The organism is Carnobacterium sp. (genome assembly GCF_040274425.1).
Genome location: NZ_JBEMBC010000007.1, coordinates 40,535 through 58,698, shown reverse-complemented (window position 1 = coordinate 58,698; position 18,164 = coordinate 40,535). Strand labels below are relative to the sequence as shown.

The window sequence follows — 18,164 nt, the reverse complement described above, 5'->3', positions numbered from 1 at the left end:
TCTTACTTTTCATTCTTTGGTGCTAAAATTAAGAACATGCTTCGACCATCCATTTTTGCAGCTGATTCGATACTAGCTATGTCAGCTGTTTCTTTTGCTAAACGATCTAACACTTCTTTACCAATACCTTTATGAGTAATGGCACGACCTTTAAATCGGATTGAAGCCTTAACTTTATCTCCTTTTTCAAGGAACTTACGTGCATTACGTAATTTAGTATTGAAATCATTCAAATCAATAGTAGGACTTAATCTTACTTCTTTGACGTTGATGACTTTTTGATTTTTACGGGCTTCGCGTTCTTTTTTCTGTTGCTCAAAGCGGAATTTCCCGTGGTCCATAATACGTGCTACAGGCGGTTTTGCTTTTGGAGCTACTAGTACTAAGTCTAAGTTTGCTTCTTCTGCAAGTTTTAACGCTTCACTTTTTGTAATTACACCAAGTTGTTCGCTGTTACTACCAATAACGCGTAATTCACGTGCACGAATGCCGTCATTTACCATCATATCTTTTGCTATGGTCATACACCTCCATTAGATTTGAGAGAAAGAACAGCAGAAAAATAGACGAGTTCATTATGAACCCGCCTATAAATAATTTCTAACTCACACCGAATGCAAGTTATCATCGTTTATATCTAGCCCAGAGACACTTTCGTCAACTTAGGCGAGAAGCGGGTGCTTCTGCTTGATTTTCTCAACTCATTAATCATACACTACTGAACAGGATCTGTCAATAAATTATTTGCTGAAATTTTTAATTTCTTTTAAAACGGCTTCTAAATACTCACTTAAGTTAAATGTTTCAGTATTTTTTTCGCCATATTTACGGACTGCAACTGCGTGTTCTTGTACTTCACTGTCTCCAACTACTAATTGATACGGTATTTTTTGTGTTTGAGAAGCGCGTATTTTATAACCCATTTTTTCGTTGCGTTCATCAACTTCTACACGCATACCAATACTTTCCATTTGTTTTTTAATTTCATAGGCATAATCTGTATGCATATCTAAATTAACTGGAATAATAGTAGCTTGAACTGGCGCTAACCAAGTAGGAAAAGCACCTTTGTATTCTTCAATCAAGTAAGCTACAAACCGTTCCATTGTAGAAACAATACCACGGTGAATAACTACAGGACGGTGATTATTTTCGCCATCTTCACCTACGTATGTCAGGTCAAAACGTTCTGGAAGTAAAAAGTCTAGTTGGATCGTTGAAAGTGTCTCTTCAATTCCGATAGCTGTTTTTACTAACACATCTAGTTTAGGACCATAAAAAGCTGCTTCTCCTTCTGCTTCAAAGTATTCTAATTCCATGTCATCCATAGCCGCTTTTAGCATTGTTTGAGCTTTTTCCCACATAGCATCATCGTCATAGTATTTTTCTGTATTATTAGGGTCGCGGTAACTTAGACGGAAACGATAATCAGTAATATTAAAATCACCATAGACAGCTAACATTAATTCCAGCGTACGTTTAAATTCTTCTTCAATTTGATCTGGGCGTACAAATGTATGTCCATCATTCAGAGTCATTTCACGTACTCTTTGCAACCCAGATAATGCTCCACTTTTTTCATAGCGATGCATTTGTCCTAATTCAGCAATCCGAATCGGCAACTCACGGTAGCTATGCACGTCATTTTTGTATACCATCATATGATGTGGGCAGTTCATTGGGCGCAATACAAGCATTTCGCCATCACCCATATCCATAGGCGGGAACATATCTTCATGATAATGATCCCAGTGACCAGAAGTCTTATATAAGTTTACATCAGCCATAATAGGTGTGTAGACATGTTGGTAACCTAAACTGATTTCACGGTCAACGATATAACGTTCAATTGTACGACGAATCGTAGCGCCTTTTGGCAACCAGAACGGCAATCCAGATCCAACTTCAGGAGAAATCATGAATAAGTCTAATTCTTTTCCTAATTTACGATGATCACGTAATTTAGCTTCTTCACGCATTTTTATAAACTCTTTCAAGTCTTTTTTATCAAAGAACGCTGTTCCGTAAATCCGTTGCATCATTTTATTGTCCGAGTTTCCTCTCCAGTAGGCACCTGCAAGAGATAACAGTTTAAATACTTGAATGCGACCTGTAGACGGCACATGGACACCACGACATAAATCCACAAAATCACCTTGGTCATACACTGTGATTTTTTCTGATTCAGGTAAAGCTGTAATCAACTCTACTTTGTAAGGATCATCTTTGAAGATATCTAACGCTTCTTCGCGAGTAACTTCTTTGCGAACAATGGGATTATTTTCTTTTACAATTGCCATCATTTCAGCTTCAATTTTAGGAATATCCTCATCTGTTATTGGTGCTTCAGAATCTGTATCATAGTAAAACCCAGTTGAAATGGCAGGGCCCACTCCAAATTTTATATCTGGGTATAAACGGCGTAAAGCATTAGCCATTAAGTGAGCAGTTGAATGACGCAAAATTTGCAAAGCATCCTCATGATCAGGTGTGATGATTTCAATCTGACCATCTACTTCGATTGGGCGTACTAGATCCACTAATTCTCCGTTAATTTTGCCGGCTAACGCTTTTTTAGCTAAACCTTTGCTGATACTTTCAGCAATATCTTTTGTAGATGAACCCGCTGGAAATATCTTTACTGCTCCATCTGGAAACGTAATTTTAATTTCTGACATAGTTTATTCCTCCATATTCTAATTTAAAAATACCATCTTTGTTCAGCTAGAAAACAAAAAAGCCCCTTTTATAGTATATAAAATACCATAAAAGGGACGTTCATTACGTGGTTCCACCCAGATTCAGAATTTAGCAAATACACTAAATCCACTCTAAGCTGTTAACGCTAGCTAAACGACCAACTGCTAATTCGACAAACGGTTCACAGTGGCACTCGAAAGGGGTCAAAACAAGAACGAAATTAGAAAACTTTCAGCAGATGTTTTCTTCTCTAAAAAAATCGCAACCAAGTTTTGGTGTCTTTCTCAATGATTTCTTTTATAACTATTATTAAAGCACTTTTTGATTCTAATTTCAAGGAGAGGATGTGTATTTTTTATTTCTTTATTGGAGATGGCGCCGATTAGAACCTAACATTTTTACTTCTTTGGCTAGATAACGAACTCTTTCCATTATTCTTTTTGCTTTTAATGGTTCATCTTCGCCTCTTTGCGTTACTCTTAAGTGTTCCTCTTCAAGTTGTTTCATATCAAAATTAGAAGAGAAAAAAGTAGGCAGTTGTTCTTGCATACGATACTGTAAAATGACTCCTAATACATCATCCCTTATCCAACTAGACATAGAATCCGCACCAATATCATCTAACATAAGTATTGGTGCTTTTTTTACAAACTCTAACTTTTCCCCGGTATTATTCTTGCCAATAGACTGTTTCATTTCCACAGCAAATGACGGAAAGTGCATAAGCGTAGAAGGAAACCCGTTTTTAGCTAATTCGTGTGCTAACGCACCTAAGAGATATGTTTTCCCTACACCAAAGGATCCTTGGAAATACAAGCCTTTATGGTAGCCTCTAGGATTCGTCATATAAGCATCGATAAAGTCGTACACCTCTGAAATCGCAAACCTGCGTTCATCCGTCAATTCAAAATCAGCTAGTTTTGCATTTCGAACATCTTTAGGCATATCCATAGAATAAATACGATTTTTGATTTCCAATTCTTTTTGCCTAGCGATCAACTCAGCAGAAGGCACATACGTTACATCGATGTAATGGTAGTTTAAAATCAATTTAGGATGGTAACCTGGTGCCATCATACCTTTGTTTAAATGAAATTTCTTTTTTTCTTGTACATATTCATACAGCTTAGCATAACTTTTGACAATCGCTTCATCGTCCAATTTTTGGCGATTGTCTTCAATAAATTGCATAACATCTGGATCATCTAATACTTCTTGGATCAATTCCTCATATTTATGATTCAAATTACGCTCTTTGATCATTCGCGTTAGGCTTTCACCAATATCTTCCATCATTATTCACCTTCTTTGCCGAAATTTTGAATTCTTTTCAATCTTTCCATAAATGCTTTTTGTTCTTCTTCACTCATCGGCTTTTCTTCTGATTGTTTATTTCCTTCTTTAGCCCAATCGGGAAGTGTTTCTTTTCTTATCGTTGTTTGATTGCCATAATTTACTTTGCCTCTGTTTTGCGTATATGATTTACTACGATTTTCTTGTTGTTGTCGTTTTTCAGCATTTTCAGAATACATTTTTTTCACCTTTTGAATCGCTTCTTCAGGTGCAACGACTTTCTCTTGCGCCCAATCATTCGCGATTTTATAGGCTAGTTTTTGATCCAATGTTGGGTTATTCTTTACAACTAGAATATAATGAATCAAAATATTGATAACGGCCGTTGGCAAGTTAGCTTTTTTGACAATCTCTTCTAGTGTCCATTCTTCTGGCTTTGTGACAAACCCGCCTTTTTGATCTTTAATAGAATTCATAAAATCAACCGGACTTATTTGCTCACTCACTTCAATAACGGCAATGTCTTCTTTGGTTAACCCTCTTTTAGTTAGTTCTGTTTCGCGCATTTTTTGTTGGTTGGAATCTACTTCTATATCTTTTTCTACAACGTCTTTTAACGAGATATTTTGTTGGTTTTTATTGTGGTAATCATCATACGCCAACTTTTTCAATCTTTTTTCGTCAATTTTACCCGTTTCTATATCCGAAGCATTTAATACGAATTGTTGCATAGCTAACTCATCTAAACCGTATAGCGTATGCAATACCAGTATTGTCTCTTCAATTTCTTTTGTAATCGAAGAACGGTTGACGTATTGGTGATTTAACCCTGTATAAAAGAATTTCAAATCAAATGTTTTAGGATCAACTTTTGGTCTTGTAGAACTTGTATTGCCAATATAAGAAACCGGTTGTTTGAGTAAGTCTTTTTCTCTTTTTAGTAATTCAGCATCAAACTGAAAAACATCCAAAAAAGACTTTGTGATCTCTTGAAATTTATTCTTATCTATGGTTTCTACAACAAAGCGATTTCTCAATTTTTTGAATTTTCGTTCTCCAACTTTTTCTAATAGCAACAAACTCAATAAATCATCCTTAAAAAAAACGTCACTCGTTTGAGGAGCCTGTAATTCATAGATAATCAACTTTGTCGGATTTGTTTGAAGGTACGTCTTAATCAGCCCTATTGCTTCAAGCTTAATTCTAGCTTGATATAACTCAGGGATACCAATATTTAACAAAGCTAGCAATTCAGAGTGCAAGATTCCTTCACTCCAGTAATTCTCTTCTTCTATCTCTGTCCACAAAGTCATATAAAGACTGTATGCAGCATTTCCTACTAAAGGTTGATACAAAAAAGTGAGAATTTTTTGATCGATATCCGAAAGCAATGCCTGTTGTTTCACTAAAAAACCATCCTTGGGACTTAAGTTTTTCCATGGATATCCCAAAACGACTCCCACCTTTCTATTTCAATTAATTTTTTTCAGTTTTTTTTCTTTCAAATTCCTGTAATTCTTTTAAAAAGACATTCATATCTTTAAATTGGCGATAAACACTAGCAAAACGTATATATGCTACCTCATCTACATCAGCTAATTTTTCCATAATGTATTCTCCAATAATAGCAGAAGCAATTTCATTTTCGCCTAACCCTCTGATTTGATTCTCTACCTCATCAACTATTTTTTCAACTTGCTCCATTGCTACAGGTCTTTTTTCACACGAACGAATCAATCCTCTTAGAATTTTTTCGCGATTAAATTCTTCTCTGGTTCCATTCTTTTTAATAACTAAAAGTGGTGTTTTTTCTACTCGTTCAAATGTAGTAAAGCGGAAATTGCAGGCTTCACATTCTCTCCGTCTGCGAATAGCACGCCCATCATCTGCTGGACGACTATCGACAACTTTAGAACCATTATTTTGACAGCGTGGACATTGCATGTTTATCATTCCTATCTTTAAGTGTTATTCTTAGCAACACTCTATTTGTACGCAATTATTTACTCTATTATACCACACAAGAACTAGAGATAAAACCGGTTAAATAAGGCGCAAATTTGATCTATAAAAAAAGAACAAGCGAAAATACTTGTTCTTACATCTCTTATTTGGCTGTTATTTTGTCTATCCAATTTATAACTTGCTGTTTCGTATTTTCAGTTGACCCGCTATTGTCAATAACGCTATCTCCAAGAACAATTTTTTCTGAAATTGGAAGTTGAGAGTTGATTTTTTGAATTGCCTCTTCTTTTCCTATCTTATCCCTCTTCATCAATCGATCGATTTGAATTTCTTTGGACGTAGATACTACCATCACTTGATCCACTTCTTTTTCATAACCCGCCTCGAATAAAAGCGGGATGTCCAAAACAAGAATCGCAGGGTCTCGTTTCAAACACTCTTTTTTTTGATCCATCATCCATTGATAGATGCGTTTAGATAAGATCGTGTTTAGCTTCTCTCTTTGTTTTTCATCTTTAAATACAATCTTCCCTAATGCAGCTCGGTTCAACGTACCGTCAGCCAAAATAACCCTATCGCCAAATTGTTTTTTTATTTCACTTAATCCTTCTGTTCCTGGTTTAACGACTTCTCTTGCTCCAAGATCTGCATCCACCACAGGAAAGCCTTGCTCTTTAAAAATATTGCTAACAGTTGATTTCCCTGTAGCAATACTTCCGGTTAATCCTAAGATCACAGTCATTCTATCGCCTCTTTTTTATTAATCAATTATTAATCGCTGACAATTAGGACAAAAATGAGTCCCTCTTTGTGCAACTTTAATCTTTTCGATTGGTGTACCACAACGAACGCATGGTAGCCCTTTTTTGCCATAGACAGACAATTTCACCTGAAAGGAGCCAGCTTCTCCTAACGCATTTTGATACGTACGAATGGTCGTTCCCCCCGCTTCAACTGCGTCCCCAAGTACTTTTATGATTGCTTCATGTAATTGAGAAACTTCAGTTTTTTGTAAACTATTCGCCGTTCTTAAGGGATGGATTTTGGCTAAAAATAGTGCTTCATCTACATAGATATTCCCTAGACCTGCTACTATCTTTTGATCTAATAAAAGAGGTTTAATCGCTCTTTTTTTTGTTTGCAAGGTCTTATAAAAAGTTGCTTCATCAAAGGTTTCTACCGTAGGCTCTGGGCCCAATAATCTTATCCCTGTTGCAGTGAATTCTTCTCCTATCGGCACAAGGGTCATTCTTCCAAATTTACGCACATCCAAATAACGTAGGTCTCTCCCATCCGTTAAATGAAAAACCACATGCGTATGTTTTTTTAGAGGTGCTGATGATTCTTCTACTTCATACTTCCCCTCCATGCGCAAATGCGAGACTAATGCCCAATGTTTAAAACGAATGATAATGTATTTGCCTCGTCTATCAAATTCCACAATTTTTTCACCCATTAAAATGCGCTTAAACTCAGTAGTTTCAATGGGTCCTGAAATGATACGATCCCAGTATACATCAACGGATTCTATCGTTTCTTTTAGTACAAGTTTTTCTAAACCTTTTCTAACTGTTTCAACTTCAGGTAATTCTGGCAACGTATTTCTTCCTTTCTAGATAAAATAAGTGTTTCTGCTATTAATAACCATAGCAGAAACACGTTCTTTATTATTTAGCTTCATACCAGCTTTTTCCACTATTGCTGTCGACTTTTAATGGAACAGATAACTCTACTGCACCTTCCATAACTTCAACAACTAATGCTCTTAATTGTTCAATTTCTTCTTTAGGCGCTTCAAAAATCAGTTCATCATGTACTTGTAACAGCATAGTTGCTTGCATAGTTGATTCTTTTAATTTTTCGTCCATTTTAATCATAGCAATTTTTATAATATCTGCTGCACTACCTTGGATAGGTGTGTTGATAGCTGTTCTTTCAGCAAATGAGCGCAAATTGAAATTTCGAGAATTGATCTCTGGTAAATAACGACGACGTTGGAAGAGCGTTTCAACAAACCCTTTATCTTTTGCCTCTCTCACGATATCTTCCATATATTTTTTTACGCCAGGATATTTTTCAAAATACGTATCAATAAATTGCTGTGCTTCTTTTCGACTAATTCCTAAATTTTGCGATAAGCCATAATCGCTTATGCCGTAAACAATCCCAAAATTAACGGCCTTAGCTCTACGACGCATCTCAGAGGAAACTTCTTCTGGTGATTCAATACCAAATACGCGCATAGCCGTACTTGAATGGATGTCTTGCCCTTCAATAAAAGCTTCCTTTAATAATTTATCGTCTGAAACATGACCCAATACACGCAATTCGATTTGCGAGTAATCAGATGCAAATATTTCCCAACCTTCATGACTAGGAACAAAGGCTTGTCTAATCTTTCGGCCTTCTTCTAATCGAATCGGAATATTTTGTAAGTTAGGATCAACTGAACTTAAACGTCCCGTTTGAGCAATCGTCTGCATGTAGCGTGTATGAATTTTTCCGGTTTTTTTATCGATTACTTTCAATAAACCTTCTATATAAGTGGATTGTATTTTAGCAATTTGACGATAATCTAGAATATGCTCAACAATCGGAGCTTGCTCTCTTAATTGCTCTAAAACATCCACTGCAGTAGAATAACCTGTTTTAGTCTTTTTAATCACAGGGTAACCCATCTTCTCAAATAAAATAACGCCTAATTGTTTTGGTGAGTTTAAATTGAATTTTTCACCAGCTAATTCATATACCCGTTGTTCAATATCTGTTAGACGAATGGCAAATTCTTCTTTCATTTCCACTAATCGTTTATCATTTACTTTTACCCCAGTGAGTTCCATTTCAGCTAAAACGATGGATAAAGGCAATTCCATTTCATTAAACAACTTGGTTTGCTCATTTTTTTCTAAGTTTTCTCCTAATTGTTTACTTAAGATACGAATCGCTTTTATCTTTCTTGCAATATGATCGTATGTCACAGTATTATCTTCTGGAATGGCGATTTTTGCCCCTTTTCCATAAACACTTTCATCTGAGGAAACCTCATAATAATCATGTTCTGTAGCCACTTCAGATAAATCTTTACTATTGTCTTTAGTATTTAGCAAATAAGAAGCCAACAAGATATCGAAGTCTATTGATGTGATATCCACATTTTGTCTCTTTAACGCAACATAAGTCCTTTTAGCATCAAATACTTGCTTTTGAGCTCCATTATCTTTTGCCCAGTTTTTAAAATCATCTGATGCAAAAACAACTTTTGGTTCCGCAACATATATATGTTCGTCATCTCCCCATCCAATACAAAAAATAGGAGAAGTATGATAGTTGTCACCTAACATTTCTACATAAAGAGCCATATTATCGTTAAACATATTCTTTGTAATTTCCGTAACGATCGTATATGAAATAGCTTCTTTTTGACTATTTTGTTCTGCATCATATTCCGCAGTATCAAGTTTACTTAAATGAGAATTAAAATCCATTTCTTTATAAAAAGAAATAAGTTTTTCCATGTTCGGCCCATTGAAACTCAATTCTTCAACGCCAACTTTTATAGGAGAGTCGGTATCAATAGTCGCAAGTCGTTTACTTAGTAGGGCTGTTTCCTTTTCATTTATCAGGTTTTCTTTCATTTTACTTTTCTTTAATAAATCAATATTTTCATAAATTCCTTCTACTGATCCATACTCTTTCAATAACTTAAGAGCTGTCTTTTCGCCAATCTTTGTTACACCTGGTATATTATCTGATGCATCCCCTGCTAAACCCTTCATATCAATGATTTGAAGCGGGCTAATACCCATCTCTTCATAAATTGATTCAGTTGTGTACCCTTTTAACTCACTAACACCTTTTACTGTAATGTCCACTCGAACATTCTCTTTTGCCAATTGTGTTAAATCTCGATCACCAGAAATAACCACTACATCATATATTGTTGGATCAACTTGTGTTGCCAAAGTTCCAATAATATCATCTGCCTCGAAGTTTTCTAATTCATAATGTCTAATTCCAAATCCATCCAACAACTCTCTTAGATAAGGCATTTGTTCTGAGAATTCTCTTGGTGTCTTTGACCGACCGGCTTTATACTCATCAAAGAAACTATGGCGAAAGGTTGTATTCCCAGCATCAAAAGCAACCAAAACATGTGTTGGCTTTTCTTTTGTTAATACACTATCAATCATATTATGAAAACCATATAATGCATTCGTGTGTAAACCGTTCTTATTTTTCATTCTTTCTAATTGAGAATGTAATGCAAAAAAAGCTCTATATGCAACACTATTTCCATCAATCAATACTAATTTCTTTTTCTCATTCATCATAAAACTCCTTTAGCTGCTACTGTTTTAATAAATTTAGTCATCTAATAATTTCTTTTGAAAGCCTTACTTATCGTTACTATTTTAACAAAAAAACAGAAGGATAGCGAACTTGATTACACTTTTCATGATTTCTCTAGTGTTGTAATTACTGAATTAAGTTTAGTAATCTTAGGATGGTCCGTTAATTAAAATGAGACATTTTTTCTATATTGGATAACAACGAATTTAGATAACGAATAGGTAAAATCAAGTTTTGAAAAAAGACCAAAAGCTATGGTTAATCTCATAGCTTTTGGTCTTTTTTCTATTCTTTTGTTAATGCCGAATGACTTAGCAATGTTTCGTATGCTAATTCAAATTTTTGAACATCTCCAGCTCCCATAAAAATAGCAACTGCATCATGATGGTCTAACAATGGTGACATATTTTCTTCACTTAATATTGACGCTCCATTATCGATCTTGTTAACTAAATCTTGTATCGTAATGTCTCCTTGATTCTCACGTACTGATCCAAAGATATCACATAGATAAATAGAGTCAGCTAAATTCAACGATTCTGCAAAATCACTCAGCAATGCAACTGTCCGAGTAAAGGTATGTGGTTGAAAAATAGCAATAATTTCTTTATCTGGATATTTTTGACGAGCGGCGTCAATCGTTGCACGGATTTCAGATGGGTGATGCGCATAATCATCAATGATTACCATGTCCAACATTTGTTTTTCGCTAAATCTACGTTTAACGCCTTTAAATGTTTTTAAGTTTTCCATTACGCCTTCTTTATCAATATTTTCATATTGGCAAATAGCGATCACACTAAGTGCATTAAGAATATTGTGTTTACCAAACGTTGGAATTTCAAAATGTCCATAAAATTCATCTCTTACATAAACATCAAATGTAGAACCTGTAGTTGAACGAGTCATATTTTTAGCTTGAAAATCATTATGATCTTCAAAACCATAATACAGGATTGGTACATTAGCTTGGAGTTTTTGTAATTGTTCGTCATCTCCACAAGCCACAATAGCTTTCTTTACTTGAACTGCCATTGATTGGAAAGCATCAAAAACGTCACTAAGACTGCTATAATAGTCAGGATGATCAAAATCAATATTTGTCATAATTGCATAATCAGGTTGATAAGCTAAAAAATGACGACGGTATTCACATGCTTCTAAAATAAAGAAGTCTGCATCCGGTACACCATGTCCGGTTCCATCTCCTATTAAGTAACTTGTGTTTTTAAGCGGACTTAACACATGTGCTAATAATCCTGTTGTACTTGTTTTTCCATGTGACCCTGTAACTGCAACACTAGTGAATTGACCAATAAATTGCGCCAAGAAATCATGGTAGCGAATAACGGTTAGGCCTAATTCATTAGCTGCAACTATTTCCTCATGAGTATCCGGAAAAGCATTCCCCGCAATAACGGTTAATCCTTGATGAATATTTTCTTTGTTAAAGTTTAACATTGGAATTTTAGCTTCTTCTATGTTTTTTTGTGTAAAGAAATACTTTTCGATATCCGATCCTTGAACTTTAAATCCTTTATCGTGCAAAATTAAAGCTAGAGCACTCATACCAGAACCTTTAATACCAACGAAATGATAAATTGTTTCTTTTTTCATTACTTTATTTCCTCCATATTCGTAAATTCAGCCTTATGCCTTTTGAATAGTTGTGTTTGAGAGAGACTATTTAATGTATCGTGTTCCAGTACGTTCTTTAAAATTATTATAGAACGATGCGTTAAAAAAAACCATCTTTGTATTTATTGTTAAAATAAGATGGTTCGTTTAGCGTTAGTAAAAAAAGACAAAATTACAACGAAATTAGTATACCATGAATTAATTTAATAGCACACTTAAAAACTCGTTTTCCTCTGACTCTTAGCAGAATGAAATATTGTGAACGGATTCAATTATACAATTGACATACTTTTTTAATAATATTTTTGTAAATGACATGTTTTTTCTAATTAAATATAGTAAACAAGACACAAAACGACCTCCAACAATCAGCATTTTGGAGGTCGACTTATGAGGAACACATTTTTCACTTTTCAGTAAAACTGTTTATAAAAATTTTTCTTCATAATCAGCTTTAGTCAAAAATACTTCGCGTGGTTTAGATCCTTTATTTCCTGATATAAAATTTTCATTTTCTAATGATTCAATCAGATTAGCTGCTCGATTAAACCCTATTTTAAATTTCCGTTGAAGTGCTGACGCTGATATTTGACCCTCAGAAACAATAAACGGAAGAACATCTTCAAATAATTCGTCTTTTCCTTCAACTGATTCTAATTTAGCCATCAATGATTCTGGCTCAAAAAGATACCTTGCAGGTCGTTGATCTTTTACATGTCTGACGATTCGTTCTATTTCTTTTTCAACATACGTTCCTTGAACACGTATTGGACGACCTGAACCATTTTCTTGGAACAGCATATCCCCTCTACCAAGAAGTTTTTCAGCTCCACCTGTATCTAAAATTGTCCGCGAGTCTACCTGACTAGATACCATAAAGGCTACTCTAGTTGGAATATTATTTTTTATTGTTCCCGTAATAACATCTACACTTGGACGTTGTGTAGCCACAATTAAATGGATACCTGCTGCTCTAGCTTTTTGCGTAATTCTTGCAATAGAGTCTTGTACATCGCTACTGGCAACCATCATTAAATCGGCTAATTCATCGATGACGATTACAATATAAGGCATTTTCAATCCGAAATCATTATGTTCCTCTGCTTTTTCATTAAAGCGTTGGATATTTCGAACTCCTGCAGCTGCTAGTTTTTGGTAACGTTCTTCCATTTCGTTTACTGCCCATTTTAAAGCTTCACTTGCTGCTTTAGGTTCAGAAATAACAGGAGAAAGTAAATGGGGAATTTCATTATAAGGAGCCAACTCAACTGCTTTTGGATCAATTAAAATCAACCTAACTTCACTTGGTGTAGCTTTATACAATAGACTCACTAAAAGCGAATTAATAAAGACACTTTTTCCTGAACCTGTTGCTCCCGCAATCAAACCATGAGGCATTTTATCGATAGTCGAAACAACTGCTTCTCCTGCTATATTAACCCCAATTGCAACCGTTAAAGGAGAATGACTTTCTTTAAACTCTTTACTTTCCATCACTTCTGATAGCATCACAGGTCTAGATTTTTTATTTGGAATTTCAATCCCTACTGAACTTTTCCCAGGAATTGGAGCTTCTATACGAATATCCTTTGCCGCTAGCGAAAGTTTTAAATCATCAGATAGGTTCGTAATTTTGTTAACTTTCACGCCACGACCTAATTGAAGCTCGAATTGTGTGACTGCTGGACCAATTGTCCAACCGATTACTTGAGCATGAATATTAAACGCATCTAAGGTCTCATTTAATATTTCAGCTTGTTCTAAAACCCAATCGTCAATTGCATTTGGTTCAAGTTTTACAGGTCGAAGCAATAGATCTACTGATGGGAACATATAATTTTCATCGTATATTTCTTCAGTCATCTCCATTAATGGAGTGATAATTTCACTGCTCATATCCATAGTATCTTCTAATTCATCACGGTTTGATTCTTCTAAGCTGATGATAGAATGAGTTTCTTCAATAGATTCAGTAAGAGTTGTATTCAGTTGTGTTTCTGGTTGTGTTTCTATGATTTCTTCAGTTTGCTCTAGTTTTTCAGATTGCTTTAAATCATTAGTTGGAAATGCTTGCTTATCTAAATAATTCATTCGACTTAGGGCTGCCATAAGTTCCATATTTTCAATTTCTTCCGAACTTTGAATTTTAGGCTTGCCAGAAACCCGGGTTGACTTAATAGAATGTTTTGCTTTTTTTGGTGTGGCTTTCCCTTCACCAAAATATCTTGCTACATTTTTCCCACGATTAAGACGGATATTTTGCTCTTCTTCGATCATACCGGCTAAAGAACGAGATAATCCACGCTTTTTCTTTGCAGAATTTAACGAGTCCTCAACAACTATTGATTCAGAATTACTAGTAGCAACTTCTGTAATTTCCTCAGATATTTCTTCTACTGGTGCTTGAATCACCTCTACTTCTTGTATCGCTTTTGCTTCTGGTAATACTTCTACCTCTTGTACAGTTTCCACTTCTGGTAGTACTACTATTTCTTGTACCGCTTCTACTTCTGGTGATACTTCTACTTCTTGTATCGTTTCTACTTCTTGAAGTGATTCCACTTCAGGTAATACTTCTGCTTCTTGTATCGTTTCTACTTTTTGAAGTGATTCCACTTCAGGTAACACTTCTGCTTCTTGTATTGTTTCTACCTCTTGAAGTGATTCTACTTCAGGTAACACTTCTGCTTCTTGTATCGTTTCTACTTCTTGAAGTGATTCTACTTCAGGTAACACTTCTGCTTCTTGTATTGTTTCTACTTCTGATAGTACTTCTGCTTCTTGTTCCTCTTCTGTATGTACAAAAGACTGGTTTGATTCATTTAATAAATGCTCTTCAAATAGCAAGAAATCTTCTGATTTCTTTTCTAATTCTAAAAGAATCGTTGTGTAATCTGTTTCTTCACTTTTCTTATTAGATCTCTTTTGAAAGCCATAATAAGGTGAAGGAATCTTTTGAACTTTAAAAGGAGTTGAACTTCTTCCTTCTTGAAAAGGTGTAGCTGCATGTTTTAACGATTCTTTTGAATAAGTCGTTTGTTTAATTCTTTTCTCAATTTGTTTTTTTTGTTTTTTCAATTCAAGTTGTTTCTGTTGTTCCTCTTTCCCAATGGTTGAGAGGTAATTTCTAACAGAAATATTGTCTTTTTGAAACGTTGTAAAGTCAATCCTAGAATTTTTTTCTTCACTTTTTTTTACTTGTTTAGTTGGTTGACTATCCTTATTTTTTAATCGGGAAGTTTTAATCGATTCTTCCTTATTCGTTGCATTTTCAGCATCACGATAGAAAGGAAATTTGAATTTTTTTTGGCGATCTTGATTTTTTTCATAACTAGGTCCATCATATTTGGGCATGATGACCCTCCTTTCCTACCTTACTACGAATCTTAGTTTACCATAAAAAATAGCGCGATTATAGGTGCTTTCTTTAAGAAACACACGATATCTTTTCAAAACAGACACAAAAAAAAGACTTTACAAAAAGCCCACTTTCAAAAAATACATTTCTTATTTTTTGAAAATGGGCTTTTGAGTCTTTTTTTTAAATTAATTCAATTGAAATTGTTCACCTGTTACGGCAGAATCTGGCAAAACTAAAATACCTTTTTGTTCTGGAACACCTGTTAAGTTTAACTCTCGAGCTGAACAAACCATACCGTGACTTGGTTCTCCTCTTAACTCTCCATCCCATATAGCCATTCCGTTAGGCATCAAAGCACCTACTTTAGCAACCACAACTTTTTGACCTTGAGCTATATTAGATGCCCCACAAACTATTTGAAGTATTTCTCCATTGTCTACCTCAGTTTGCGTAATAGATAAATGATCCGAATCAGGATGAGCGACACATTCTTTTACTTCTCCGATTACAAATTTCGGAGATTCATCTGACTCCAAAGTATCGGAAAATCCAGCCAAAGCAATGGCTTCATTTAAACTGTTTATGTGTTCCTTAGTCAAAAATACTTGCCCCGTTCCCTGAACAGCAACTAAATTAGAACTATTGAAAAAATTATACCCAACTGTTTGATTGGTTTCTTCTTTAAAAATTCGAACGACATCTTGATTTTTTTCAAAATTTTGTTCTTTTGGTTCACTATTGTCTAACATCACAATAAGAGTGTCACCAATACCTGCTTTATTATAAATACTAATCATTATTAACTTCCTCATCTTGTTTTTTATTTCGTACAACTAGAACATCGCAAGGAGCATGGCGAATAATATGTTCACTTACGCTACCCATCATCCATCTTTCAACAACATTCATACCCGTTTGACCGACCACAATTAAATCTACATGGTAATCATTTGGTATACCTTGAGTTAATTCTATTTTTGGAGTACCTTGTACCATGATTGTTTCAATGTTTTTCAGTTTATGTTTAGTAGCTCTTTGTTTATACTCATTTAAAAGATTTTCCATTATTTCCTTGTCCGTATCAATTCCGATTGCGTCTATAGCAGTTATACCCGCAGTATCTATCATTCCTAAAGCATAAGAGTTTACATCAAAAACGTGAGCAATAATTAATTCACTGTCGTTTCTTTCCGCTATTTTAATAGCCTTTGTAAGTGCGTTCTCTGAAGATTCACTTCCATCTACTGCAATCAGTATACGTTGGTATTGTTGTGTATCTAACATAATCACATCTCCTCTTATCATTTTAGTTATCCATTACAGGGTTGCTATAAACTGCTCTATTTCTTCTTTAGTTTTACGGTCTTTGTTCACAAAACGTCCAGTCTCTTCTCCGTTTTCAAATGCTACAAAACTAGGGATTCCAAAAATAGACAAATCGCCACAAAGATCAATAAATTTATCACGGTCGACTTCTACAAAATCAATTTCAGAATGGTTTTCGATTATTTCAGGCATGATAGGTTTGATAAATTGACAATCTCCACACCAATCAGCTGTGAAAAAGAAAATCGTTTTTCTTTTACTTTCTTTAACCATTATATAAAATTCCTCAACTGTATTTAATAATTCCATTTTATTAATCCTCTCTATGTTCAATTAATTATTTTTCATAATTGTTTCAAACGCACTGCGGTCTAATGTTCGTGCAACTTGCACAACCATCTCTTTTGCTGCAGCATAGTCGTCAATATGAAAAACCGTTTGATGAGTGTGGATATAACGAGCACACACCCCAATTACTGCACTTGGAACTCCATTGTTCATTTGATGAGCTGCACCAGCATCTGTACCGCCTTTAGAAACAAAATATTGATATGGGATATTATATGTTGCTGCAGTATCCAGCAAGAACTCACGCATTCCTTTTAATGTAATCATTCCCGGATCTTGAATCCTTAATAAGAAACCTTCTCCTAGATGACCAAACTTGTCTTTATCGCCAGTCAAATCATCCGCTGGTGAACAATCTACAGCAAAGAATAAATCAGGTTTAAATTGGTGAACAGCACCTTTTGCTCCACGCAAACCTACTTCTTCCTGAACGTTAGCTCCAGCAATTAGTGTATTCGGAAGCTGCTCACCTTGTAGTTCTTTTAAGGCTTCAATAACAACAGTTGTACCATAGCGATTATCCCAAGCTTTGCTTAGGATTTTTTTACCATTAGCCATTTTTATCGTTTCCACATCAGGTACGATTGCATCTCCTGGGCGTACACCAAATGCTTCAGCTTCTTCTTTAGAATCAAAACCTGCATCAAATAAAATATCAGCGATGTCTAATTTGCTCCCAGCTCCATCTTTGCCTCTTAATAAGTGAGGCGGAACGGAGGAAGAAACACACGGATAGTCGCCTTTAGCTGTTTGAAGTGTAAAACGTTGTGCTGAAACCACATACGGATTCCATCCACCTAAAGGTACTACTCTAAATAATCCTTGTTTTGAAATGCTAGCTATCATAAAACCAACTTCATCCATATGAGCTGCTACCATAATTTTCGGTGCATTTTCCGTTTTACTTTTGCGGATTCCAAAAATACCTCCAAGACCATCTTGTTGGACTTCATCTACTAAAGGTGTCATTTCTTTACGCATAATATCACGCACACGGTGTTCGAAGCCACTTGTTCCTTGAGCTTCAGTTAATTTCTTGATTAAATCGAATGTTTTATCTTCCATTATTGTTTTCCCATATAGGTACTTTTAATTCAACCTACATGATCTATCCCCCTTATAACTCTATTTATTCTATTATACCTTAAATCAAATTAATTTTAAGAAGGAATGCTTTAATTTC

At 35.0% G+C, this 18,164-nt stretch carries 14 protein-coding genes and 1 other annotated feature; all 14 genes read right to left on the bottom strand.

The features are described from left to right. Nucleotides 1-2 precede the first annotated feature (2 nt). Nucleotides 3-524: a translation initiation factor IF-3 gene (gene infC, locus ABS911_RS02710; protein WP_023177293.1), complete on the bottom strand. Its 522-nt coding sequence runs from the start codon at nucleotides 522-524 to the stop codon at nucleotides 3-5. 28 nt (nucleotides 525-552) lie between these two features. Beyond that, nucleotides 553-695, bottom strand: a sequence feature (ribosomal protein L20 leader region). A gap of 45 nt (nucleotides 696-740) precedes the next feature. Then, nucleotides 741-2,678: a threonine--tRNA ligase gene (gene thrS, locus ABS911_RS02705; RefSeq protein WP_350466177.1), complete on the bottom strand. Its 1,938-nt coding sequence runs from the start codon at nucleotides 2,676-2,678 to the stop codon at nucleotides 741-743. Between the two features lie 385 nt (nucleotides 2,679-3,063). Next, complete coding sequence (gene dnaI, locus ABS911_RS02700; protein ID WP_350466187.1) at nucleotides 3,064-3,993, bottom strand: primosomal protein DnaI; 930 nt, start codon at nucleotides 3,991-3,993, stop codon at nucleotides 3,064-3,066. 2 nt (nucleotides 3,994-3,995) lie between these two features. Next, complete coding sequence (locus ABS911_RS02695) at nucleotides 3,996-5,456, bottom strand: replication initiation and membrane attachment family protein (protein WP_502880490.1); 1,461 nt, start codon at nucleotides 5,454-5,456, stop codon at nucleotides 3,996-3,998. Nucleotides 5,457-5,469: 13 nt separating this feature from the next. Further along, the gene (nrdR, locus tag ABS911_RS02690) at nucleotides 5,470-5,937 is read right to left on the bottom strand and encodes a transcriptional regulator NrdR (RefSeq protein WP_350466175.1); all 468 of its coding nucleotides are present in this window, start codon (nucleotides 5,935-5,937) and stop codon (nucleotides 5,470-5,472) included. A gap of 163 nt (nucleotides 5,938-6,100) precedes the next feature. After that, nucleotides 6,101-6,700 carry a dephospho-CoA kinase gene (coaE, locus tag ABS911_RS02685; RefSeq protein ID WP_350466174.1) on the bottom strand — a complete coding sequence of 200 codons (600 nt, stop codon included), beginning with the start codon at nucleotides 6,698-6,700 and terminating at the stop codon, nucleotides 6,101-6,103. Between the two features lie 18 nt (nucleotides 6,701-6,718). Continuing rightward, on the bottom strand, nucleotides 6,719-7,555 hold the full coding sequence (gene mutM, locus ABS911_RS02680; protein ID WP_350466173.1) for a DNA-formamidopyrimidine glycosylase: 837 nt from the start codon (nucleotides 7,553-7,555) through the stop codon (nucleotides 6,719-6,721). 70 nt (nucleotides 7,556-7,625) lie between these two features. After that, complete coding sequence (gene polA, locus ABS911_RS02675; RefSeq protein WP_350466172.1) at nucleotides 7,626-10,286, bottom strand: DNA polymerase I; 2,661 nt, start codon at nucleotides 10,284-10,286, stop codon at nucleotides 7,626-7,628. A gap of 307 nt (nucleotides 10,287-10,593) precedes the next feature. Continuing rightward, nucleotides 10,594-11,925, bottom strand: coding sequence for a UDP-N-acetylmuramate--L-alanine ligase (murC, locus tag ABS911_RS02670; protein WP_350466171.1), 1,332 nt, complete (start codon nucleotides 11,923-11,925; stop codon nucleotides 10,594-10,596). 447 nt (nucleotides 11,926-12,372) lie between these two features. After that, nucleotides 12,373-15,300: a DNA translocase FtsK gene (locus ABS911_RS02665; protein ID WP_350466170.1), complete on the bottom strand. Its 2,928-nt coding sequence runs from the start codon at nucleotides 15,298-15,300 to the stop codon at nucleotides 12,373-12,375. Nucleotides 15,301-15,492: 192 nt separating this feature from the next. After that, nucleotides 15,493-16,104: a YtpR family tRNA-binding protein gene (gene ytpR, locus ABS911_RS02660; RefSeq protein WP_350466169.1), complete on the bottom strand. Its 612-nt coding sequence runs from the start codon at nucleotides 16,102-16,104 to the stop codon at nucleotides 15,493-15,495. Further along, complete coding sequence (locus ABS911_RS02655) at nucleotides 16,097-16,591, bottom strand: universal stress protein (RefSeq protein ID WP_350466168.1); 495 nt, start codon at nucleotides 16,589-16,591, stop codon at nucleotides 16,097-16,099. The genes ytpR and ABS911_RS02655 overlap by 8 nt, the downstream gene beginning before the upstream one ends. Nucleotides 16,592-16,624: 33 nt before the next feature. Beyond that, complete coding sequence (locus tag ABS911_RS02650) at nucleotides 16,625-16,942, bottom strand: thioredoxin family protein (protein ID WP_350466167.1); 318 nt, start codon at nucleotides 16,940-16,942, stop codon at nucleotides 16,625-16,627. A 24-nt stretch (nucleotides 16,943-16,966) separates the two neighbouring features. Further along, entirely contained in the window at nucleotides 16,967-18,046 is a 1,080-nt protein-coding gene (pepA, locus tag ABS911_RS02645) for a glutamyl aminopeptidase (protein WP_350466166.1), read from the bottom strand. Nucleotides 18,047-18,164 lie beyond the last annotated feature (118 nt).